At 40.3% G+C, this 22,347-nt stretch carries 21 protein-coding genes; 17 read left to right on the top strand and 4 right to left on the bottom strand.

The genetic code is table 11. The features are described 5' to 3' along the window. Positions 1-166: 166 nt before the first annotated feature. The 3 genes from JWR87_RS14740 (at position 167) to JWR87_RS14730 (ending at position 2,952) form a co-directional block, all read left to right on the top strand. Positions 167-1,747: a DHA2 family efflux MFS transporter permease subunit gene (locus tag JWR87_RS14740; protein ID WP_297821422.1), complete on the top strand. Its 1,581-nt coding sequence runs from the start codon at positions 167-169 to the stop codon at positions 1,745-1,747. 222 nt (positions 1,748-1,969) lie between these two features. Then, positions 1,970-2,488 carry an antitoxin Xre/MbcA/ParS toxin-binding domain-containing protein gene (locus JWR87_RS14735; protein WP_297821420.1) on the top strand — a complete coding sequence of 173 codons (519 nt, stop codon included), beginning with the start codon at positions 1,970-1,972 and terminating at the stop codon, positions 2,486-2,488. Further along, the gene (locus JWR87_RS14730; protein WP_297821419.1) at positions 2,485-2,952 is read left to right on the top strand and encodes an RES family NAD+ phosphorylase; all 468 of its coding nucleotides are present in this window, start codon (positions 2,485-2,487) and stop codon (positions 2,950-2,952) included. The genes JWR87_RS14735 and JWR87_RS14730 overlap by 4 nt, the downstream gene beginning before the upstream one ends. Positions 2,953-2,988: 36 nt before the next feature. Here JWR87_RS14730 and JWR87_RS14725 read toward each other — a convergent pair whose 3' ends face one another. Together JWR87_RS14725 and JWR87_RS14720 are read right to left on the bottom strand one after the other, a co-directional pair. Further along, positions 2,989-3,600, bottom strand: coding sequence for an NUDIX domain-containing protein (locus JWR87_RS14725; protein ID WP_297821417.1), 612 nt, complete (start codon positions 3,598-3,600; stop codon positions 2,989-2,991). 193 nt (positions 3,601-3,793) lie between these two features. Beyond that, positions 3,794-4,774: a DUF72 domain-containing protein gene (locus tag JWR87_RS14720; RefSeq protein WP_297821415.1), complete on the bottom strand. Its 981-nt coding sequence runs from the start codon at positions 4,772-4,774 to the stop codon at positions 3,794-3,796. 304 nt (positions 4,775-5,078) lie between these two features. Here JWR87_RS14720 and JWR87_RS14715 point away from each other — a divergent pair, with 304 nt between their 5' ends. The 3 genes from JWR87_RS14715 (at position 5,079) to JWR87_RS14705 (ending at position 9,841) form a co-directional block, all read left to right on the top strand. Then, positions 5,079-6,515 (top strand): FAD binding domain-containing protein, encoded by a 1,437-nt coding sequence (locus tag JWR87_RS14715; RefSeq protein WP_297821413.1) that lies wholly within the window; start codon positions 5,079-5,081, stop codon positions 6,513-6,515. Positions 6,516-6,588: 73 nt separating this feature from the next. Then, positions 6,589-8,904, top strand: coding sequence for a molybdopterin cofactor-binding domain-containing protein (locus JWR87_RS14710; RefSeq protein WP_297821411.1), 2,316 nt, complete (start codon positions 6,589-6,591; stop codon positions 8,902-8,904). After that, positions 8,870-9,841 carry an XdhC/CoxI family protein gene (locus JWR87_RS14705; RefSeq protein WP_297821409.1) on the top strand — a complete coding sequence of 324 codons (972 nt, stop codon included), beginning with the start codon at positions 8,870-8,872 and terminating at the stop codon, positions 9,839-9,841. Before JWR87_RS14710 ends, JWR87_RS14705 begins: the two co-directional genes overlap by 35 nt. 11 nt (positions 9,842-9,852) lie before the next feature. Here the strand turns inward: JWR87_RS14705 and pucL are convergent, their stop codons facing one another. Beyond that, complete coding sequence (pucL, locus tag JWR87_RS14700) at positions 9,853-10,707, bottom strand: factor-independent urate hydroxylase (protein WP_297821407.1); 855 nt, start codon at positions 10,705-10,707, stop codon at positions 9,853-9,855. Positions 10,708-10,804: 97 nt separating this feature from the next. Here pucL and allB point away from each other — a divergent pair, with 97 nt between their 5' ends. The 7 genes from allB to JWR87_RS14665 all read left to right on the top strand — a co-directional run bounded on the left by allB (position 10,805) and on the right by JWR87_RS14665 (position 17,553). Further along, complete coding sequence (gene allB, locus JWR87_RS14695) at positions 10,805-12,145, top strand: allantoinase AllB (RefSeq protein WP_297821405.1); 1,341 nt, start codon at positions 10,805-10,807, stop codon at positions 12,143-12,145. Between the two features lie 3 nt (positions 12,146-12,148). After that, the gene (locus JWR87_RS14690) at positions 12,149-13,396 is read left to right on the top strand and encodes an allantoate amidohydrolase (RefSeq protein WP_297821403.1); all 1,248 of its coding nucleotides are present in this window, start codon (positions 12,149-12,151) and stop codon (positions 13,394-13,396) included. After that, positions 13,397-14,143 (top strand): (S)-ureidoglycine aminohydrolase, encoded by a 747-nt coding sequence (allE, locus tag JWR87_RS14685; protein WP_297821401.1) that lies wholly within the window; start codon positions 13,397-13,399, stop codon positions 14,141-14,143. 282 nt (positions 14,144-14,425) lie between these two features. Continuing rightward, positions 14,426-14,932 (top strand): 2-oxo-4-hydroxy-4-carboxy-5-ureidoimidazoline decarboxylase, encoded by a 507-nt coding sequence (gene uraD, locus JWR87_RS14680; RefSeq protein ID WP_297821399.1) that lies wholly within the window; start codon positions 14,426-14,428, stop codon positions 14,930-14,932. Then, positions 14,929-15,264 (top strand): hydroxyisourate hydrolase, encoded by a 336-nt coding sequence (gene uraH, locus JWR87_RS14675; protein ID WP_297821397.1) that lies wholly within the window; start codon positions 14,929-14,931, stop codon positions 15,262-15,264. Before uraD ends, uraH begins: the two co-directional genes overlap by 4 nt. Positions 15,265-15,308: 44 nt before the next feature. Further along, positions 15,309-16,748, top strand: coding sequence for a phosphoenolpyruvate kinase (locus tag JWR87_RS14670; protein WP_297821395.1), 1,440 nt, complete (start codon positions 15,309-15,311; stop codon positions 16,746-16,748). Positions 16,749-16,758: 10 nt separating this feature from the next. Continuing rightward, entirely contained in the window at positions 16,759-17,553 is a 795-nt protein-coding gene (locus tag JWR87_RS14665; RefSeq protein ID WP_297821393.1) for a helical backbone metal receptor, read from the top strand. Between the two features lie 36 nt (positions 17,554-17,589). Here JWR87_RS14665 and JWR87_RS14660 read toward each other — a convergent pair whose 3' ends face one another. After that, positions 17,590-17,727 carry a hypothetical protein gene (locus tag JWR87_RS14660; RefSeq protein ID WP_297821391.1) on the bottom strand — a complete coding sequence of 46 codons (138 nt, stop codon included), beginning with the start codon at positions 17,725-17,727 and terminating at the stop codon, positions 17,590-17,592. A gap of 357 nt (positions 17,728-18,084) precedes the next feature. Between JWR87_RS14660 and JWR87_RS14655 the strand changes: the two genes are divergently transcribed. The 4 genes from JWR87_RS14655 (at position 18,085) to JWR87_RS14640 (ending at position 22,255) form a co-directional block, all read left to right on the top strand. Next, on the top strand, positions 18,085-19,197 hold the full coding sequence (locus JWR87_RS14655; protein ID WP_297821390.1) for a hypothetical protein: 1,113 nt from the start codon (positions 18,085-18,087) through the stop codon (positions 19,195-19,197). Positions 19,198-19,673: 476 nt separating this feature from the next. Next, positions 19,674-20,585, top strand: a complete 912-nt coding sequence (gene accD / locus JWR87_RS14650) for an acetyl-CoA carboxylase, carboxyltransferase subunit beta (protein WP_297821388.1) — start codon at positions 19,674-19,676, stop codon at positions 20,583-20,585. Between the two features lie 108 nt (positions 20,586-20,693). Further along, entirely contained in the window at positions 20,694-21,137 is a 444-nt protein-coding gene (gene smpB / locus JWR87_RS14645; protein ID WP_297821386.1) for an SsrA-binding protein SmpB, read from the top strand. A gap of 107 nt (positions 21,138-21,244) precedes the next feature. Continuing rightward, positions 21,245-22,255: a hypothetical protein gene (locus JWR87_RS14640; RefSeq protein WP_297821384.1), complete on the top strand. Its 1,011-nt coding sequence runs from the start codon at positions 21,245-21,247 to the stop codon at positions 22,253-22,255. The last annotated feature ends 92 nt before the right edge of the window (positions 22,256-22,347 follow it).

Below are 22,347 nucleotides of genomic sequence, written 5' to 3'. Positions count from 1 at the left end.
TTACGGCCACCAAAAAGTACTTATTACTGGTTCACGAATACCAGCCAAAAATAAATTGAAAACCGGGACAGTGCAAAATAGCTCTTCCTTACTTGACGCACCAAATACCCTCACTAACCGAGTGACTATTCTCTATTGACTTTAAGAACTTAATGACTTTTAAAATATGCAACAGGCTGATTCTTTAGTTGAGTATGGGTCGAGGCGGGTGATTATAACCATAACAGCAATTCTTTGTGCACTGCTGGAAATTGTGGATACCACTATTGTAAATGTGGCGCTGAACGATATGCGGGGCAACCTTGGCGCAACCATGACAGAAGTAGGTTGGGTAATTACTGCTTATGCTATTGGTAATGTAATTGTGGTACCAATGACTAGCTGGCTATCGCAGCAGTTTGGCCGAAGAAACTATTTTGCTGCTTCTATCATTCTTTTCACGGTTTGCTCATTCTTATGTGGCAACGCAAACGGCATTTGGGAACTGGTAGCATTCAGGTTTTTACAGGGTATTGGCGGAGGAGCCCTGTTGGTTACATCACAGACAATTATAACTGAAAGTTACCCGGTCGAAAAACGTGGAATGGCTCAGGCAATTTATGGTTTGGGAGTAATTATCGGTCCTACGCTAGGGCCACCACTGGGTGGTTATATAACAGACAGTTTTTCGTGGCCTTTTATATTTTACATAAATATTCCCATAGGCATCATCGCCACTTTGCTTACGCTTCAGTTTGTAAGAAGCCCTAAATATGGAGAAAAGAGCGCAGCAAAAGACGTTGATTGGGCAGGTATTGGTTTGCTGGCGCTTGCCGTTGGCTCTTTACAATTTGTGCTTGAAAGAGGACAAGACGAAGATTGGTTCGAAAGCCTTGGTATTACTACCTGTGCTGTCTTGGCTGTTTTTGGTTTCTTCTTTTTTATATGGCGCGAACTTACTTTTCGCAACCCGATTGTCGACCTTAGAGTTTTAAGAAATGCTAACCTGCGGGTTGGAACCATTTTATCGTTCATTTTGGGATTTGGGCTATACGGCTCTACTTTCATTATCCCTTTATACACCCAGTCAACCTTAGGTTGGACTGCCACTCAATCAGGTATGCTGATGATACCTGCAGCACTAACAACGGCGTTTATGATGCCCATTATAGGGCAATTATTGCAACGAGGTGTACCACAACAGTACCTGGTTGCATTAGGAATGCTGCTGTTTTTTGCATATAGCTTTTGGGGGTATAAAATAATTACTCCGGATACCAGCAAAGACGCTTTCTTCTGGATGCTTATTGTTCGCGGTATTGGTATGGGTATGCTATTTATCCCGATTACCACGCTTTCACTTTCTACATTAAAAGGGCAACAGATTGGACAGGGTGCGGCCTTTACTGGTATGATGCGGCAACTGGGCGGTTCGTTTGGAGTAGCTATGATAACTACTTTTTTAGCCCGCCAGAACATGAGTCATCGAAACGATTTGGTGAGTAAGTTAGACATTAACAATCCTATAGTGCAACAAAGAGTTGCCGGTTTGCAACACGGTTTTATGAACAAAGGCATTTCTCCTGAACGTGCACTAGAGTCTGGTTATAAATCGCTTGATTACATCGTTATGAAACAAGCAGCAGTGCTATCGTATATGGACGCATTTTTGTACCTCGGTGTAATGTTTCTTATTTGTATTCCTTTTGTATTAATGGTAAAAGGAAATAAAGGGAATAAGATTAATCCGGCAGAAGCAATGCACTAAAACCTATTTCTAACTGAAGCTGCAGTTGAAGGCGGTCGTATTGAAAAGCTATGTAATGCAGTTAAACACACTGCTATCGGTGTAAAACCCTTTATTAACAAACCAGGAGATCCGCCTGTAAAACAAAAAATCTCTTTTCTGATTTTGAAGTCATATTTTTATGTTTACGACAATTGGCATAATTATTACGACAATTTACCTAAATTTGCTTAAATTTTCTTTATGAATAGAGAAGCCACCATTAAAACTGCAGTTAAGGCTACTTCAAAGGGCATCGCTAAAGAAGCTCGACACAACCCCGCAATTATAGCTGAAACAACAAAAGGCCAACCAGAAATGTTTTTCTCATACAAGTCAACCGACGACAAAAATGTTCTTGGCATTATTGATATTGTAAGGAACGGCATTTCTTACAAAGACTTTAATCAAATTGTTGTTGATACTCCTTTTTCTTTAACCGAGTGGGCAAACTACCTCCAATTGTCTGAGCGCACCCTTCAACGAAACCAAAAGGAAAAGAAATCCTTCCAACCAATTCAATCCGAAAGAATTGTTGAATTAAGCATGCTTTACACATATGGAGTAGAGGTATTTGGAGATAAAGACAACTTTAATGTTTGGCTAAATTCCAAATCAATTTCACTGGGGGGCAGAACACCAAAAGATTTACTTGATACAAAGTTCGGTATTAGTATGGTTAGGGATGAGTTAGGAAGAATAGAACATGGTGTTTTAGCATGATTGTTTATAGATTAAGCAAAGGTAAATATCACCGTGACATTTCTGGAAAAGGCGCAGAAATGTACGGCGGCCGATGGAATAGTAAAGGAACTGCCCTGCTTTATACCAGCCAGTCCCGAGCGTTAGCCTTCGCTGAAATTTCAATGCATATTCCCCTTGGCATCGTACCCCTCGATTACTTTTTAATAAGTATTCAAATTCCGGATACTGCCGATATTCTTGAATTAGCTGAAGCAGACATGCCTGCCGACTGGCGCTCTAACCCGCACTCAGATAGCACACAAAAAATCGGAGACCAGTTTGCAGCAGAGTTAAAACACCTGGCTTTACGCGTTCCTTCAGCGGTCGTACCGGGGGACTGGAACTACTTAATCAATCCGTCTCATCCAATGACAAGTGAGGTTACCATTGTTGAGGTAGAACCTTTTCAATTTGACAGCCGATTTGCTTTTCGTGGAGCATAAATAATCTTTGCCGAAAACCCAAAGAAGTGCTCTATTCTACAATAAATCAAACACCTTTTCTTCTTTCAACAAATACATTCTTGCATACTGCAATAGAATAACCGTTTTGGCATCCTTTATTTCTCCTGAATGTAACTTAATGAACGCTTCTTCAAATGGAAGTTCAATAACGTCTATATCTTCCTTTTCCTCCTCTAAACCTCCCCCATCACTCACTTTTTGTCCGGCATCGTACTCCGCCACATAGTAATGTATCATTTCTGCTACCGATCCCGGTGTGCTATACAATTCGTATATTTTTATAACCGACTCCGGTTCTACCTTATAACCGGTTTCTTCTTCTATTTCTCTCCTAATCCCTTCTACAGGGTCCTCATTATCTTCTACAATTCCTGCACACGCCTCTATCATCATCCCCGTAGGATGGTTATTTAAGAAGGTTGGCAGCCTGAATTGCCGGGTGAGTATAACCGTTCTTTTCTCCCTGTTATATAATAATACGGTTGCTCCGTTAGAAGAGAAATATACTTCGCGCGACACCTCTTCAACAGATCCCTGGCTCGTTTCAACCTCGTATTTCACCTTCTTTAAGGGAAAAAAATTATCTGACAACACCTCTGTTGATTTAATCTTTACATTTTTTGCCATTTATTTACTTTAGGGCTAGTCATACAAATCTTATGCTACCTCATTTTCATCTAAAAACTGGTTGATCCGTTAACAACAATCAGTTATGTAAAAGATAATTGGGGTGTCAGAACAGCAAAAATTTACTCAACATTGTTGTGTCACTCACTTGTACTTTTATCGCACTAAGCTGCCCCTTCAAAGGCGAACAGAACTAAAAAAGCTTATCCTGATTATTATCGTTTTTTCCTTTACCTGCCTTTGAACCAACACCCGATTCTTTTTTTAGTTTGTCTGAAGGTAATTCTGATATAAACAGCGGCTCTTTTAATAACAAACCGCACTCACTATTTAGCTTCTGAATTAAATAAGAAGAAAGTTCGGGCGAATACGTTTCATCGTGCATATGCATGAAAAAGTACAACTCCCTTAAACCGTTCTCTAACCAATACTTTATTCGTTTCACCCAATCGTCTATTCTACAATAGTCTGATGTATCAAGACTGTTTCCAACGAAACGAATAAAGGCTTTCGGAACGGTTAAATACATATGAACACAGTCCCGTCGGCCTGCAGTATCAGTTATAATAAATCCAACATTCAACTGCCTGAGTATTGCAAGAAGTGCGTCAGTTTCTTCTTTGCTTTTAAACCAATCCGAATTTCTTACCTCCAGGAAAAATTGCAGGTCAGTTGGCAGGCTTTCGAGATATTTCAGAAGTGCGTCTTTTCGTTTAGGTGAGAACCGGTCGCTTACTTGTAAAAAGATGGGGCCTAAATGTTTTCCAAAAGCATAAATACCTTCAAGAAAAGCATTGGTTTTGTCTTCAATATCTACAAACGAACTATAATGACTAATTGTTTGGGGAACCTTCGGGCAAAAAATAAAATCTTTTCCATCCGCCTTATCTGCCCACTTTTGTATAGATGACGGAGGATATGTTTTATAATGGGTGGCGTTTAGTTCAATACTATTATAGTGCTCAACGTAGTGATCAAGAAACCTGGCCTCTTTAGTTCCCTCGGGGTAGATTTTACCAACCCATTCTGTTCGGCCCCATTTCGCACATCCAATATAAATTTTGGGATTACTAATTGGTTGACTGGTAAGAATAGAGTTATTCGCCACAGGATCGGGAGGCAAAGAAAGATCCGCCGATTTCAATTCCACGGCAGAGAGTTTTCCAAAATCCATATTAAATCGTTTTATGCAAGTTAGATGTAGCGGCGGCATTGATAGAAAACATTTATTCTTAAAAACCGAACTCCGCCATTTGTCTTGCAAACATTAATTGCATTAATTACAGAGGTCTTTCAATTCTCTTTAATAGTTTACCTGCCTTTCGCAGCTATGGGTACATCCTGAATTGCGGCGTAAGATGCCATTGTCGGTCCTGGAAGCTCCAACTGGTTTCCATTCAGGTGCTACAATTCGTGATGCATCCGTGACGTTTTATTGCTGTAGTTATCTTAATTTTAAAAAAAGCAATAAGAAGCTGTTGATAAAGTTTATTTTAAATAACAAAGAAGTTAATACCGCTGAACCTTGTGGAAGTTTGCTGCTCGATTTTATCCGTTATAATCAGCACTTAACAGGAACTAAAATCGGCTGCCGTGAAGGAGATTGTGGTGCCTGCACGGTATTAATAGGTGACCTTAAAAATAATACATTACGCTACCGCTCATTTACTTCATGTCTTACGCCATTAGGCAATATTCATGGTAAACATGTTGTTACTATTGAGGGTATCAATATGAATGATTTGATGCCTATTCAGCAATGCATGTCTGATGCTTCTGCAACTCAATGTGGTTTTTGCACACCAGGTTTTGTTGTGTCTTTAGCAGGATTTTGTCTAAGTAAAAAAGAAGCAACACCGCAAAATGCTGTTGCTGCAATTGACGGAAATATTTGCAGGTGCACCGGATATAAATCAATTGAACGTGCAGCAGGAAGGATATCTGAATTAATGCAGCAAAGGGGTGACGAAGACATATTAGAATTTGTTGTCGATAATAAAATTCTGCCTTTATATTTTGCCGGTATAAAAGACAGGTTAAAAACATTATTGCTGCAACTAAACGGCGAGTTGAGTAAACATGGAACCAGCATACAGTTCGCAGGAGGTGGAACAGATATATATGTTCAAAGACCGGAGGAACTAAAAGAAGCGGGGATAAAATTTTTATATAACGAGGATGTTTTAAAAGGCATTAGAAAAGTAGGTAATAAATGTTTTATTGGCCCGTCTGCTACGGTTACTGATTTACAGGAGTCGGAGGTTATACAAGAGTATTTTCCAAATTTCAATAAGCAGGTAAAGTTGATTTCCTCAACACCTATCCGTAACATGGCAACTATTGCCGGTAACTTCATAAATGCTTCCCCGATTGGTGATTTCACTATTTTCTTTTTAGCCTTAGATGCCATGTTGGTGTTAAGTGATAGCAATGAAAGGCGGGAGGTACCGTTACGCGAACTTTATAAAGGATACAAAACACTGGATAAAAGACCGGAAGAATTTATTGAACAGATCTGGTTTCAATTGCCTGATGAGAAAACGCGTTTTAATTTTGAAAAGGTAAGTAAACGAACTCATCTTGATATTGCGAGTGTAAATACTGCCATAAGTATTACAGTAGATGATGGAATTATAACGGGTGCCCATCTGTCGGCAGGAGGCGTTGGACCTGTACCGAAATTCTTAGAAAGAACTTCGTTGATGTTGATAGGAAATTCTGTAACTGAAGCGGTTGTTATAGAGGCAGTAGATGTAGCTCAAACAGAAATCCATCCCATTAGTGATGCAAGAGGAACAGCAGTGTATAAACGCCTCCTACTAAGTCAACTAATTAAAGCTCATTTTATAACGTTGTTTCCTCAACTTAATATGGAGGAACTGTTTGGCAGTAACATGGGATTAGTTGCAGATTAAAGAATAACTGTACAAGGGTGCGACGCAACAAAAGATCAATTGGAATAGTGAGGCCGGAACCAAAAAATGAGGTATGCAAAACATAGATTCTAAAACACATACAAGAGGCGAGTCTATTTACTTAGATGATATTCCATTAATTAACGGAACCCTTTTTGGCGCTGCGTTTGCCTCCCCGGTTGCTCATGGCCATATTACAAATCTAGATGTCACCGGTGCGCAACAGATGCCTGGGGTTGTGAAAGTTTTTACTTATAAAGATGTTACGGGTGAAAACCAGATCGGAGGTATTATTCCCGATGAGCCACTTTTTGCAGAACACGAGGTTGATTTTTGCGGAATGCCAATAGCCTTTGTTGTAGCAGATTCGGGTGAAGCGGCGCGGGCCGCAGTAAAGAAAATTGTGGTTGATATTGATTTATTACCTGCAATTACGAATGCCAGAGAAGCGCACGCAAAAGGCGCACTTATTGTTCCGCCAAGAACTTTTACCCTGGGAAACGTTGATACCGCATGGGAGCGCTGCGCGCATGTTTTTGAAGGTGCTGCCGACACAAACGGCCAGGAACATCTTTACATAGAAACCCAGGGAGCTTACGTAATACCCCAGGAAAATGGAGCGCTAAAAGTGTATTCATCTACACAAGGGCCAACAGCTGTGCAAAGGGCATCGTGTAGAGTTACGGGTTTACCAATGCATCTTGTTGAAGTAGATGTAACCCGTTTGGGCGGGGGGTTCGGTGGTAAAGAAGACCAGGCTAATACATGGGCTGCATTATGTGCACTTGCTGCACACAGGTTAAGAAAGCCGGTAAAATATTCGTTACACCGGATGGAAGATATGGCGATGACAGGCAAACGTCATCCTTATTCTTCGGACTATAAAATTGGGTTTGATAAAGATTTAAAGATGGTTGCTTATGAAGCTACCTTTTATCAAAACGCCGGGGCTGCCGCCGACTTATCTCCAGCAATAATGGAGCGAACTTTATTGCATTGTACCAACGCTTATTTTATTCCCAATGTAAAAGCAACGGCTTATAGTTGTCGTACACATTTGCCACCTAATACTGCTTTTCGTGGTTTTGGCGGACCACAATCGATGTTTGTAATAGAGTCGGCTATTACAAAAGCTGCGGATGCTTTAGGAATAGATGCAGCTATTATTCAAAAGAAGAATTTGATTAAAACAGGAGATGAATTTCCGTTTGGTCAAAAAGCGGTTAGCGAAGCCGAGGCCTGCTGGAGCAAAGCAGAAAAGATTTATGATATTGAGAAAATAAGAAATGAGGTAACACTCTTTAATAGTAAAAATAAAATTTATAGAAAAGGGCTGTCGCTTATGCCGGTTTGTTTTGGTATTTCTTTTACCAATACTGCTATGAACCAGGCAAGGGCGCTGGTACACGTATACTTTGATGGAAGCGTAAGCGTAAGTACAGGCGCAGTCGAAATGGGGCAAGGGGTAAATACAAAAATATTGCAGGTAGCTGCGAGGGTTTTTTCGATAAGTCCGGATAAAATCAAACTTCAAACTACCAGTACGTCACGTATTGCAAACACCTCTCCATCAGCCGCAAGCGCTACTGCTGATTTAAATGGCCAGGCAACGCTGTTAGCTTGTACAAGAATTTTAGAGCGTCTGAAAAAAGTGGCTGCACAAGAATTAGGAGTCGGGTTTTCTACCATTGAAATAAAGGATGAGCAGGTATTTGTAAATAATGCAAAAACAGATTTAGACTGGAAAAGATTGGTAAATACAGCCCACCTGAAAAGGGTTGGATTATCGGAACATGCAAACTATGCAACACCCGAAATTTATTTTGACAAGTCAGCAGAAAAGGGACATGCTTTTGCTTATCATGTTTATGGTACAGCTATAACGGAGGTAACGGTCGATTGCTTGCGCGGTATTTATGAAGTTGATGCAGTGAAAGTGGTGCATGACTTTGGGTTGAGTATGAACCCTGCAATTGACAGGGGACAAATTGAAGGAGGCATTGTACAAGGCATAGGCTGGATGACCATGGAAGAGATTATTTATGATAAAGAAGGCAGGTTGAGATCAAATGCATTATCAACTTATAAGGTTCCTGATATTTATTCTGCGCCTAAAGAAATAAGTATCGATTCTCTTGAGAACAATACAGACAATCTTGCCATCTTTCGGTCTAAAGCCGTGGGCGAGCCGCCATTTATGTATGGTATTGGTACTTACTTTGCCTTGCGAAATGCCATTAAAGCCTTTAATCCTTCAGCGCTCATTCCATTTGACGCGCCCATGACTCCTGAAAAAACTTTACTAGCCCTCTATTCTAACCCAAGGCCATTATTAAAGGAGATCAAGAAAAAAGATGAAGAAACAGTTGCAAGTGTGGCAGTTAATTAGTGAAAGCCTTCGGGAAAACATTCCGGTTATGCTGTTATATGTCCTCGAAAGCTTTGGCAGCAGCCCAGGCAGAGCCGGTTTTTTTATGGCCGTAAATGCAAAAGGAGAAATGCAAGGGTCTATTGGCGGAGGTATTATGGAACATAAGTTTGTGGAGATGGCGAAGAACAAGCTGAAAGATGATAATAAAGAATCCGCCATTTATAGACAAGTACATGATAAAAAATCTTTGAATTATCAAAGTGGAATGATTTGTTCGGGAGAACAAAGCAATTTTGTTTATAGAGTAAAAGTAGAAGATACCAAGGCTATTGAGGGTATTATTAGTTGCATCGGGAATAATAGCCCTGGAAAGTTCACTCTATCAAATAGGGGAATTTCTTTTGAAGAAGATAATACGGAGGAGCCGATTGAGTATGTTTGGTTGGGCGAAGAAGAAGGAGATTGGGTATACGAAGAACAGATTGGCTATAAGAACAGCGTTCATATAATCGGTTCAGGACATTGTGCTTTGGCTCTTTCAAAAATGATGGCTGACATAAACTTCTACATTCATTTATATGACGACCGGGAGAACTTGAAAACCTTTTTAGATAACACGTATGCTCATCAAAAAACGATTGTTAACGATTATTCAGAATTAAAAGCACTGATAGCTCCAAACGAAAACAATTACCTTGTCGTTATGACGGTTGGGTACCGAACAGATGACATTGTTGTTAGGTCACTGATGGATACAGACTTTAAGTTCCTTGGATTATTAGGAAGCAAAAAGAAAATCGAAAAGATGCTTTCAGATTATAGAAAAGAGGGTATTGATGAAGCGTTATTAAAAAAGATCCACGCTCCTGTTGGTTTACAAATTAATAGTCAGACACCTGAGGAAATTGCAATTAGCATTGCGGCGCAAATTGTGAAGGTAAAAAATGAAGTATAAGAATAAATGGATCAATTTTCTTCCTCCCTTATAATCGTCCCGGTTATATACCCAAACGGCTCATCTGTAGCAATAAAGACTTCATTGTTATTTTCTATACCAAATTGCTGAAGGTTAAAAGGTATGTGATGCTTGTTCGGCATTACCAGGCTGATCTCTTTCACTTCAGCGTTTTTTTTCAACACTTCCTCTCCCATAGCATATAATGTTTGCTGAACAGATAAGCTTTTATGAAAAGCAAAGGCTTTTAAAAGTGTATTCCTAACCTGCGGGAATAATTTTGTAAAATCCGGTTTATGAGAATCGTAGAGCCATAAGGCTTCGCACTCAGTTGCCAAAATCCTCTCAGTCGTTTCCTTTAGTGTCGTGTACTGGTCCTTTATGTAATCTGTAAAAGCAGAACCTGTTGTCTTCAATATCAGCAACCCTTTAATGCCTGATGTAACGCTTTTTCCATTTAAATCTTGTACAACAGTTGTAACATGCTTTTCATTTCCCCTACCTGCATATGCATGAGGATGTTCTAAGCCATCAAACGAAATACGACTATATAAATGCTCCGTAATTTCAATAGTAGTTCGCGACACATGGGCATTGTTCGAACAGAAATGATTGGCGAGATACAAAGCAAAGTCTTCGATAGATGATACAAAGTGCTCTTTAGCTAAAGCATACACCGTATTTTTTTGAGTATCGGTAGGAAGAATTTTTGTATTATCACCAACTGTATATGCTGTTTCAAAATCTCCCTGCAACGATACGTTTACCGATATCTGCCTGAATTCATGATAATCTTCGTGTCGGACGATCTTAGACAAGTTTATAGCGTTCTTTCCATACGAATCCTTTCCCAGTTTAATTTTCATAATTCAGTACGCTGCTTTGCATTAAAATTGCTCAATTTAAAAAATATAATTCTATTTTTATTTCGATCTCTTTAATTAAAGTGTACTGCTATAGCAAATGGTTGACTTTATAATCAAAAGCAAAAATGTTATTCTTCCAACTGGGGTTAAAGATGCTTTTGTTTTGATTAAAGATGGACTCATTGTTGACATTGTGAGCGCATTACCTGGTAGTCTTAATATCCCTATCGTTGACGTCGGCACCGCCATATTGATGGCCGGAATAATTGATCCGCACGTTCATATCAACGAACCGGGAAGAACAGACTGGGAAGGTTTCGAAACAGCAACAAAAGCAGCGCTTGCAGGTGGCATAACAACATTAGTTGATATGCCTTTAAATTCTTCGCCCGTAACTACTTCTGTAAAAGCATTTGAGGAAAAACTATCGGCAGCAACAAAAAATCTGCACACAAATGTTGGCATTTGGGGAGGTGTGGTTCCGGGGAATGAAAATGAAATTGTCGGTTTGATAGAAAAGGGCGTCTTAGGTTTCAAAGCATTTCTAACACATTCAGGTATTGATGAATTTCCAAATGCAACAGAAGAAGACTTAAGAAAAGTGTTGCCAGTAATTGCAAAACATAATGTACCATTACTAGTTCATTGCGAGCTAACGGATAACGTTCAACATTCAGCGCTAAACGCTCAACCTAACTCTTATAAAAACTATCTTTCTTCGCGACCTAAAAAATGGGAAGATGACGCAATTGATTTAGCCATCCGTTTATGCGAAGAATACAATTGCCACACACACATTGTTCATTTATCTTCCGCCAATACTATAGAACGAATTAGTAAAGCAAAAGAACAAGGTTTGCCATTAACAGTTGAAACTGCCCAGCATTATTTATACTTCAGTGCAGAAGAAATTGCAGACGGGCAAACGCAGTTTAAATGTGCGCCACCTATTAGGGAAAGTGAAAACAACGAGCTTTTGTGGCAGGCCCTGCAAGACGGAATTATTGATTTTGTTGCCACAGACCACTCCCCTGCTCCGCCCAAAATGAAGCAATTAGTAACTGGCAGTTTTACCAAAGCCTGGGGCGGTATAGCCTCACTGCAATTTGCGCTACCTGTTTTATGGACGGCAGCAAAGAGAAAATCAGCGAGTGTCAACGACATTGCGAAATGGTTAAGCGAAAATCCATCACATATAATAGGCAAGCAAAAGTCTAAAGGCAAAATTGCAAAAGGCTTTGATGCCGACCTGGTGGTTTGGAGCCCCGAGAAAAAGTTTGTGGTTAGCGAAGACATTGTACAGCATAAACATAAGCTGACACCTTATCTTGGCAAAGAGCTATATGGAGTAGTTGAGCAAACATATTTAAGTGGAAGAAAAGCTTATGACAATGGAGCGTTTATAGAATTACACCAGGGTAAAATCATAATAAGGTAACTGATGCAAGCATATTTACAACGGGCTCAAAATATTGTAGAAAGAATAAATGAGCTGGCAGCTATCAGTGAAGATGAAAAGGGTATTACAAGAACATTTGGTACAAAAGCTTTTATTCAGGGCAGAGACAAAGTTGAGTGGTGGATGCAGCAAGCAGGTCTTGATATAAGAATAGACAGCATTGGAAATGTAAGAGGAAGATTTGCATGCAGCCAGCCCGATGCTAAAACTTTTGTTATTGCTTCCCATATTGATACCGTGGCGAACGCCGGAAAATGGGACGGACCTTTGGGAGTGATCATCGGTCTTGACCTGGTAGAACAACTATCTCAAACTAAAACAGTAGTTCCATTTCATATAGAATTAATTGCATTCAGCGATGAAGAAGGTGTGCGCTTTCATACAACCTACCTCGGAAGCAAAGTTGTTGCAGGGTCGTTTGACACGAGTCTTCTTGAAAAAAAAGATGCAGCGGGCATAACCTTAAGAAAGGCTATTGAAGAAATGGGTGGCGATATAGGCCAAATGCAAAAAGATGCCATTTCTCCAGCTGAGGTGCTGGGATATTTTGAAATACATATTGAGCAGGGCCCGGTATTGTATGAGAACCATATTCCTGCTGCCATAGTCACTGCCATTGCCGGACAAAGGCGAATAGAAGTAATTTTTAGAGGAATGGCAGGTCACGCAGGAACAGTGCCTATGGAAATGCGTAACGATGCTTTATGCAGCGCAGCAGAATTTATTCTGGAAACCGAAAAATACGCGGTAGCAAACAAAGAAAATATGGTGGCTACAGTGGGCAAACTCAACATTTCAAACGCAGCAAGTAACGTAATTCCCGGAGAAGTAATTTGCAGCCTTGATGTGAGAAGCGCTGATGAAACAACCCTTTCAACCGCTAGCCGGCACTTGCAGGCCTTATGCAATCAAATCTGTATTAAACGAAACATAGAGTTCGAGTGGAAAACTATTCAGCAAACCGCCCCGGTTACTTGCGATAAAGCGCTCATTCAGCTCCTTTCGCAATCAATTAAACAGGAAAATTATGATGTCTTATCGCTGGTCAGCGGCGCGGGTCACGATGCTGTTCCTATTTCTGCAATAGCACCTGTTGCCATGATGTTTGTCAGATGCTTTAAGGGCATTAGTCACAATCCGCTGGAAAATGTGGAATTAAAAGATATTGAAGCGACCGTTAAAATATCTGATAACTTTATTAAAAACCTTATTAAAAAGTACAATCAATAAATGGAAATATCTGCTCTCACCAGGTCGGTTGTAAAAAGTAATCATGCTGTCATTAGCCCCGATGGCTATATCAACAGCAATGTGCCGGGATGGACCAACTGCACCGTGAACGTAATTATCAACGATCAAATGGGCGCCCATCTTTGCCAAATCTTAATTACTTCAGCTCAAGGGGGCAAGCTTCAAGGTGTTACAAAAGCATCCCAAATATTTTTTTACGTAGTAAAAGGCCAATGCCAGGCAACAATAAGTGGCCAGGAAAAAACACTAACGGAAGGCCAATTTGTTTACGTTCCGGTTAATATGAAATACTGTATCCAAATGCCGCAGGAAGGCACACAAATACTCACCTTTCATAAGGTATACGAAACGCTCGAAGGCTACAACACTCCTCCTGTTCTTTTTGGAGATGCCGCAAATGTAGAAGGTCCCATGTATCTTGGTGACCCTGCTTTGCGCTTGCAGGTTTTATTGCCTCACGATCTCTCTTTTGATATGGCAGTTAACATCTTCACCTACGATCCCGGTGGTCACTTGCCTATGGTTGAAACCCATATTATGGAACATGGCCTGATGTATTTGCAGGGACAGGGAGTTTACATGTTAGATCATCAATGGTACCCGGTAAAAAAAGGCGACTCCATCTGGATGGCTCCTTACTGCCAGCAGTGGTTTACAGCCATGGGTAAAGAACCGGCTGTTTATATCTATTATAAAAACACAAACCGTTTTCCAACTGTTGTCTGATTTTTTTTTGGGGCAGCCGGCAGCACCACATAAATAAAGCTTTCGTTGCGTCGCACTCTTGTACTTTGGCTCTTTATTGGGCTTTTTTTAAAAACTACATAAACTCCCGGGCCCACTTGGTTACCAGGCTTTCTTTTCGTTTGCGACTTTGTGGTTTATATCGTTGCTGGCTGCAACAGAAGCACAAGTGAGTGACACAACGATGTTGCTATAAAAAACCACTGATGATGAACAAATAAAAAAAGCGATAATTGTTTGTTGTCGTACAATCAGGAAACCATTATGACATTAACTGAATTAAATCAATTAGACAAACCAATGTTGAAAGAAGCATTGACAAAATGCTGCGGAGCAAAACGATGGGTTGAAAAAATGATTCATATTTTTCCTACGATTGACCTGTTGTCATTACTGGATAAAAGCGAAAGGATATGGCATCAATGCACCGAGGATGATTGGAAAGAAGCATTTATCCATCACCCGAAAATTGGGGATGTAAGTACATTGAAAGAAAAATTTGCATCAACAAGCAAATGGGCAGAAGGGGAACAGGCCGCGGTACAACAAACTTCAACCGAAGTTTTAGAAGCACTCGCAGAAGCAAACAGATTATACGCAGAGAAGTTCGGCTACATTTTTATTGTTTGTGCAACAGGAAAATCGGCGGAAGAAATGTTGGCCCTGCTGCAAGCGAGGTTACCCAACAAGTCAGAAGATGAAATAAAAATTGCGATGGAAGAACAAAATAAAATTACTCAACTGAGACTACAGAAATTATTAGCATCATGAGTCAAATTACAACCCACGTGCTCGATACTACAACGGGCAAACCTGCCACAGGGGTTGCCATCATCTTATACGCCCAGGAAAACGACTGGATAGAAATGGCCAAAGGTGTAACAAATGCAGATGGAAGAATAACCGATCTGTTGCCGCAGGAAGAAGTGCTGCCTGCGGGGATTTACAAAATGAAATTTGTAACGAAAGCTTATTTCGACGGGAAGGCAATTTCAACTTTCTATCCTTTTATAGAAATTGTTTTTACCATAACCGGTGCCGAACATTATCATATTCCTTTACTTTTAACCCCCTTTGGGTACACTACTTATCGTGGTTCATAACGCTGCTTTCTTTTAAAGCATTTTCCATTATTAAAGTTAACCGGATGAAATTATCAATAACAGAAAACGACAGAGACAGATTATTAAACGAATTAAAGTCGGCCAACCTTAATTTTCAAAAAACATATCCTGGCGACCGGCCCGACAGGCAACCTGTACACACGGTATATGGAGGTGCCAATCTTTTTAAATCTGACACCTGTATAAGAATGGGTGAAATTGCTTTAAAAAGCCTTCAAACCTATGCACCAAACTTTGTAATACTAGCGAAGGCGCTGCAACTAAAAGGTCATGAACATCTTCCACATCTTGAAAAAGATATATACGAACTGACCAAAAAGTTAGATAACATGAGCGAGGCAGCAAGAAAGAAAGAACATGCCTGGCTTTCATATTCGGTTTATAATAAGGTTATAAAAAAGTTACAGTCTGAAGCAGTTGAAGATTTCAGAATTGATTTTGAAGATGGATTTGGAAACCGACCGAACGACGAAGAAGATGCTACTGCGGTAAATGCTGCTACTGAAGTTACGATTGGAATGGCCAATAAAACGCTTTCACCGTTTATAGGGATTCGCATAAAGCCTTTCACCGAGGATTTTAAAAATCGGGGCGTGCGTACGTTAGACATTTTCTTAACTACACTGCTACAGAAAACGGGTGGTAGCTTACCGGGCAATTTTGTGGTAATGCTACCCAAAGTAACAATACCAGAGCAGATGACTACAATGGTAAGGCTGTTCGAGATTTTAGAGAGAGCGAACAATTTGCAACCCGGAACCTTGAAAATGGAAACCATGGTAGAAGCCACGCAAATAGTTCTGGATGATGAAGGCCGAAATCCGTTGATGCGGATTATAAGAGCCAGTGAAGGCAGGTGTATTGCGGCACACTTCGGCACTTATGATTATACTGCATCTGCCGGCATCACAGCCAAATATCAAACTATGTCACACCCCGTTTGTGACTTTGCCCATCACATGACCAAGGTTGCACTGGGTGGAACCGGAATTTTTTTATCAGATGGAGCTACAAACGTAATACCTCTTGGCCCACATAGAGGTGAGCGCTTGTCTTTTGAACAATTAGCAGAAAACAGGCACACCGTTCACAAAGCCTGGCTTACTGGTTTCCATCATACCACGCATTCGCTTATCAATGCACGATACCAGGGCTGGGACCTGCATCCGTCGCAATTACCAATGCGCTATGCGGCTACATACAGCTTCTTTTTAAGTGCTTATGAAGACGCAGTTTTTCGCCTGAAAACCTTTGTTGATCGCTCTGCTATCTCTACACTTACCGGGGATATTTTTGATGATGCTGCTACGGGCCAAGGACTGCTGAACTTCTTCTTAATGGCCATGAATTGTGGAGCCATCACAGAAGAAGAAGCCCTGTTAACAGGACTTACCCTGGAAGAAATTCATAGCCGTTCTTTCTACAAAATTTTAGAAGGAAGAAGGCATAAACATTCAAACTAAATCTTCAGCCTTGCATTCTTTCACAGATCAAATTGGCAATAACATTCAAGTTCCTTTCCCTCCAAAAAGAATTGTATCGCTTGTGCCTTCTCAAACCGAACTGCTTTACTCGCTGCAACTAGATGAAGAAGTTGTGGGTATTACCAAATTTTGCATCCATCCCAAAAGCTGGTTTAAAGGCAAGCAACGCGTGGGGGGAACGAAAACCATAAATATCGCTGCTGTAAAAGCATTACAGCCCGACCTAATTATAGGAAATAAAGAGGAAAACGTAAAAGAGCAAATCGAAGCACTGCAAGGCATTGCACCGGTATGGGTAAGTGACATTACCACTCTTGGCGATACATTGGAAATGATACAATCTGTAGGAGAACTGGTAAATAAAACGGAGCGGGCAAGTAAAATTGCATCCGATATTAAACTTGGGTTCCAACAAATTTCGCCATTAAAGATAAAACTTCGAACCGCCTATATGATTTGGAAAAACCCTTTTATGGTTGCCGCTGGCGATACCTTTATAAACGATGTAATGATGTACTGCGGTTTGGATAATGTTTTTATGGAGCGTAAACGTTATCCTGAAACAACAATAGACGAATTGTCATCGCTAGGTTGCCAGCTAATCCTATTGTCCTCTGAGCCGTATCCATTTAAAGAAAAGCATGTTACAGAATTGCAGCAACAATTGCCGGATGCTAAGATTGTACTGACAGATGGAGAAATGTTTTCGTGGTATGGAAGCCGATTGTTACATACCCCCGGTTACCTGGCAGGAATGATAGCTCAATTACAAAAGCAACGGTAGAGGGTGGTTGTACTTCGGAGCGATTGAGACATTATTTTATAATGAAACAATAAAGCCTAACAAAAACAAAAGGACAACTTTCAAAAAATCTATAGCCCAGTGTGGGATGGCCGATTGTCTCCTGCCATGGGCGGACGGAGCGGGCGAATAGTAGAGGTATGTTGTTTTTTTCATGTAGTAAATTTATTTTAACTCTTCCCCAACTAAAACCGCCAAAAGACACATGGTTGCTCAAATAGGACATCTTTTGCCCGTAATCAACCTTTTTTAAAAAATTATATTCAGAATATTGAAGGGCACATATGCCAGTCAGATGTTCTTTCATCATGTGTTCTTTTTGTAAGGTTTAAAAGTATCTGATGATGGGTGCATACGAAGTTGTAGCACTAATGAAGACTGGTTGGCTGCCTGTAGCCACGGAGCACAGCATTTGCGCTTGCGTTGCCCGGCAGCCTATGCAACGAACGCACCCCTAATAACGCTAATACCGGTTAAAAACGTCTATTTTAGCTGAATAAGAGAACCGAGAACATGAAGTTTGTACACATCCCAAACGCAGGAAAGATAAATACCAACGATGCTCCGTCAAGAAAAAAGCCGTATTACCCGATTAATGCAGATCTAAGAAGTTACTTAAGAAAACACGGCCGCGAAGTAGTTTTACCTGTATTGTACCAGGACCTTGCCAGAATAACTTTCTCATTGCCTATAAAAGACAAAAACGGGAAAGATACCTATTGGGAAGAAGCAAGGTATGATATGCGGGAGTGGGAATTTATCAGGGACGGGCTAATTAAAATTTACGCAATTTTAAAAACGGAAGGCAATCTTAACTTTGCCCCCCACTGGGATGTGGCACGAATAGAATACTGTGCCTTTGGCAACTCCAACCCTTTCAGAATAAAAATTGTCAACAAGCATAATGGAAACTACGATCATTTTTATGTAAAAACTGCAGATGCCTCGCGCATTTACGGGTTGGAGTTGGAACACATGTTGTCGCCTAACCGAATTTCGTACTTTACCTACTTCGCTACGCTGGTCGAAGAACATATACCGGGGATCCCCGGCGATATTTTTGTGCAGCAATACCTCGAAAACCCGATTACAAACAAAACACGTTTTGCTAAGGAGTTCGTTAAGTTTAATGAAAGATGTTTCTTACGGTTGCTGGGCGACATGCGCAGCTATAATTTTGTGGTAGACATTACTCCTGATATAGAAGATTTTCAGTACCGCATCCGTGCAATTGACTTTGACCAGCAGTCGTACGAAGGCAGGAAAAATTTATACCTGCCACAATTTTTCAAGGAGAACCTGGCTTATGTGGAGTTGGTACTGCAGAACCTTGACAAAGAGTCGATTAACCAATACAAGACCGAAGAAAAAACGCTGATGGCTTTTAGAGTCGCAGACTCTCGTTACCGTTTGATGGACTTATTTAATATTATGTGCAGCGATAATATTTCTTCTACAAACAAAATTGACGAGCTGAAGCAGCAGCTTAAAGAATACTTCAGTAATCCTAAATTTCTCAAATGCCATTCAATGGGCGATATTGTAAAACTTAATCTAAAGCAAACCCTGTTAAGAAACCTGCGCCAGATACAGGAAGCTAAAAGCAAAATTAAAACAGGCGAATAGCCCCTCTGTACCAAATATTGGGGCAGCTGTGCTGTGTTGCCATTTTTTTTCTTAGACTTACTATATCTACCTTTGTCGCTCCTTCTACTACTGTACAAGAGTGCGACGCAACAAATGCGCAGCGAACGTTGACGGCCGGAAACAAAAAAAATCTACTCTACCAGTATTTGCAAGAAGGCGAATAAAGTTTTTTTCTTACAAAACAGTACAATTACAAAAAATTAAACAGGGAGCTAAAGAAGTACCATTACAAAAAATTATCTATGACTGCATCTTTTACTAAAACAAACAAAACAGGTAAAATAGATTTTTTGTTACCAACATATGTTGTAGGCGCAACAACGTTGCGTCGCACCCTTGTACATTTTTTAAGCAGGAGCACAAAATAGTGAACTGTAAATGAAATTTACAGAGGAAGGCCGCTGTTCAAAATTTACATATAAATTGCACTACCCTTATTACCCCAATAGAATAGTATGAAACAAGAAGAGGATTTTGAATCAAATTTGACCGGCGACAAGGAGAAGCAGGAAGAAGCAAAGCAGCGTTGGTTTAGAAGAATCAAAAAAGGAATTCTTACCTCCACTTCAGAAAAAAAAGAAACTCCGGAAGGGTTATGGACCAAATGCCCTGAATGTAACTACATAAGCACCTCTGCCGACTTACGCGAAAATTTGTACGTATGCCATAAGTGTAACCACCACCACCGCATTGGAAGTTTAGAATATTACGATATTATTTTTGATAATGCTGATTACGAAGAGCTGTTTGATAACATTAGAAGCAAAGACTTTTTAGGCTTTACCGACCTGAAGCCTTACGGCAAAAGATTAGAGGATATTTGGGAGAAAACAGATCTTACCGATAGTATGAGAGTTGCCGTTGGCGACGTTGGTGGCAGAACTATCGTAATTGCCTGTATGGATTTCGAATTTATCGGTGGCAGTCTTGGTAGTGTGATGGGTGAAAAATTTAGCCGCGCTGTTGACTTTTGCATTGAGCATAAGTATCCGTATATGGTGATTAGCAAAAGTGGTGGAGCCCGTATGATGGAGAGCGCTTTTAGCCTGATGCAATTAGCTAAAACCAGTGGAAAACTATCTCACCTTACTGATGCCGGAATTCCATTTATCAGTATGCTTACCGATCCTACGTTCGGAGGTATTTCTGCCAGCTTTGGTATGTTGGGCGATTTGAACATTGCCGAGCCAGGCGCATTAATAGGCTTTGCCGGACCACGCGTTATTAAGGAAACAATAAAAAAAGACCTGCCACCCGGCTTTCAACGTAGCGAGTTTTTACTCGAACATGGATTTCTTGACTTTATTGTTGACAGAAAAGAGCTTAAGCAAAAGATTGCTAAACTAATTGTACTGTTTCAGGGTTAGCGCTTTCGGCAAGAGATGATGTGTTTTTTATAAATGCTGAAGTTATCTGTTACTTTGCTCCCGATTTAGGACTGCAGCATCTTACTTTTGCTGGTTAAGGAAAAGACTATGGCTACAAAAGAAATGAACAACAGGTCGGCTTATCACGAATATTTTATTGAAGACAAATGGACTGCGGGCATCGTGCTGTTAGGTACCGAAGTTAAAAGCATAAGGGAAGGAAAAGTAAGCTTCAACGACAGTTTCTGCCTCTTACACAAAAACGAACTGTGGGTACGCGGGCTTTACATTGCAGAATATTCCCTTGGCACAACTAACAATCACATTGCGGTGCACGACCGCAAGCTATTACTTACAAAGAGAGAACTAAAGAAAATAGAGAACCGGATGAAGGACAAGGGTTACACAATTGTTCCGCTAAGAGTTTTCTTCAACGACAAACACCTGGCAAAAGTAGAGATTGGAATAGGTCGTGGTAAAAAACTGTATGACAAAAGGGAAACATTAAAGAAAAAAGATACAGAGAGAGACATTAAAAGATTTTTAAAATAACGCCTGCCTACCCTACTAAAACTTTGTTAATTACCCCTCTAAATGGTTGAATTGTAACTAATGGTGTTTTTTTTGATAAACCCATTTCAACTATTAAACTCTAGCTTTTGAAGACTACATTTTTAATTCTATTCCTGGTAGCTATATTTTGTACTTCGTCAACATTTGCTCAAAATGTTACGGGCGAGTGGTACGGGGTTGGAAAAGTAAAAAAGGCTGGAGACCACAACAGCTACCTTTCTGAAATGGTACTGAAGCAAAAAGGAAATAAAGTAACAGGGCAGTTAAATTACTTCTACAGAAGCGCAGAGATTAAGGTTAAAGTAAGCGGGAAATTCGATCCCAGGTACCGTGTTTTGGAATTATATCCGCAGCCATTGCTAAACTTTCTTGCAAAGAATGCCAACGGGGCCGATTGCCCTATGGAAGGTTCGTTTACTTTAAAGACAATCAAGGGACAAAAAGTATTGGTTGGCCAATTTAACCCGATCTATGACTACCGGGTTATGTGCCCTGCCATAGACGTAACGTTTACCAAGTTTGTCCCTACCATTGACAAACCTACTCCAGACCCTATTGATGATGAAGATACCACTGCAACAACGAACGTAACATCGACCCGGCGAAGCGACAGCCTGCAACGACCAGCTATAGTTAGTAATGCAGACACCACGAAGAAAGCTATCGGAGTTGCAAATTCCCCCGTTTTAAATAAACCAATTTCGCCTGAACAACAAATCTCACAAGCCCTAAAACTTCGTGCTTTTGAGGAGTCTCCGATTATAGATGTAGACGCTGACAGTTTAAAGGTTTCGTTGTACGACAACGGAGAAGTGGATAATGACTCGATTTCGTTGTTTTATAACAGGCGTCTCGTTGCCACTCAGCAAATGCTCAGCGACAAACCGCTCAATTTTACTTTACTGCTCAACGATGGGGTAAATGAAATTTCCATGTTTGCAGAAAACCTTGGCAAAATAGCCCCTAACACCGCCCTGGCAATTATATACGCAGGCGAACAAAGATTTGAATTAAACCTTACCAGCACATTAAATACAAACGCAGCTATCAGGTTTAGGAAAAAAGTAAAGAAAACTGATCCTATGAACATTAATTAAAGCCATTTTTATAAACATAGTTTTTAATAATGCCGGCACTAATAGTTCCGGCATTATCGTTTCTATAAATAATTACTCTATCAAATTACACT

Source organism: Segetibacter sp. (assembly GCF_025963695.1).
In the GTDB taxonomy this organism is placed as follows: domain Bacteria; phylum Bacteroidota; class Bacteroidia; order Chitinophagales; family Chitinophagaceae; genus Segetibacter.
Note: the sequence above shows the minus strand (reverse complement) of the source record. Positions and strands in the feature narration are given on the sequence as shown.

Excerpts from the sequence above, each read along its gene's own strand:
- JWR87_RS14740 (WP_297821422.1), top strand. The coding sequence starts at position 167 with ATGCAACAGGCTGATTCTTTAGTTGAGTATGGGTCGAGGCGGGTGATT.
- JWR87_RS14735 (WP_297821420.1), top strand. The coding sequence starts at position 1,970 with ATGAATAGAGAAGCCACCATTAAAACTGCAGTTAAGGCTACTTCAAAG.
- JWR87_RS14730 (WP_297821419.1), top strand. The coding sequence starts at position 2,485 with ATGATTGTTTATAGATTAAGCAAAGGTAAATATCACCGTGACATTTCT.
- JWR87_RS14725 (WP_297821417.1), bottom strand. The coding sequence starts at position 3,600 with ATGGCAAAAAATGTAAAGATTAAATCAACAGAGGTGTTGTCAGATAAT.
- JWR87_RS14720 (WP_297821415.1), bottom strand. The coding sequence starts at position 4,774 with ATGGATTTTGGAAAACTCTCTGCCGTGGAATTGAAATCGGCGGATCTT.
- JWR87_RS14710 (WP_297821411.1), top strand. The coding sequence starts at position 6,589 with ATGCAAAACATAGATTCTAAAACACATACAAGAGGCGAGTCTATTTAC.
- JWR87_RS14705 (WP_297821409.1), top strand. The coding sequence starts at position 8,870 with ATGAAGAAACAGTTGCAAGTGTGGCAGTTAATTAGTGAAAGCCTTCGG.
- pucL (WP_297821407.1), bottom strand. The coding sequence starts at position 10,707 with ATGAAAATTAAACTGGGAAAGGATTCGTATGGAAAGAACGCTATAAAC.
- allB (WP_297821405.1), top strand. The coding sequence starts at position 10,805 with ATGGTTGACTTTATAATCAAAAGCAAAAATGTTATTCTTCCAACTGGG.
- JWR87_RS14690 (WP_297821403.1), top strand. The coding sequence starts at position 12,149 with ATGCAAGCATATTTACAACGGGCTCAAAATATTGTAGAAAGAATAAAT.
- allE (WP_297821401.1), top strand. The coding sequence starts at position 13,397 with ATGGAAATATCTGCTCTCACCAGGTCGGTTGTAAAAAGTAATCATGCT.
- uraD (WP_297821399.1), top strand. The coding sequence starts at position 14,426 with ATGACATTAACTGAATTAAATCAATTAGACAAACCAATGTTGAAAGAA.
- uraH (WP_297821397.1), top strand. The coding sequence starts at position 14,929 with ATGAGTCAAATTACAACCCACGTGCTCGATACTACAACGGGCAAACCT.
- JWR87_RS14670 (WP_297821395.1), top strand. The coding sequence starts at position 15,309 with ATGAAATTATCAATAACAGAAAACGACAGAGACAGATTATTAAACGAA.
- JWR87_RS14660 (WP_297821391.1), bottom strand. The coding sequence starts at position 17,727 with ATGAAAAAAACAACATACCTCTACTATTCGCCCGCTCCGTCCGCCCAT.
- JWR87_RS14655 (WP_297821390.1), top strand. The coding sequence starts at position 18,085 with ATGAAGTTTGTACACATCCCAAACGCAGGAAAGATAAATACCAACGAT.
- accD (WP_297821388.1), top strand. The coding sequence starts at position 19,674 with ATGAAACAAGAAGAGGATTTTGAATCAAATTTGACCGGCGACAAGGAG.
- smpB (WP_297821386.1), top strand. The coding sequence starts at position 20,694 with ATGGCTACAAAAGAAATGAACAACAGGTCGGCTTATCACGAATATTTT.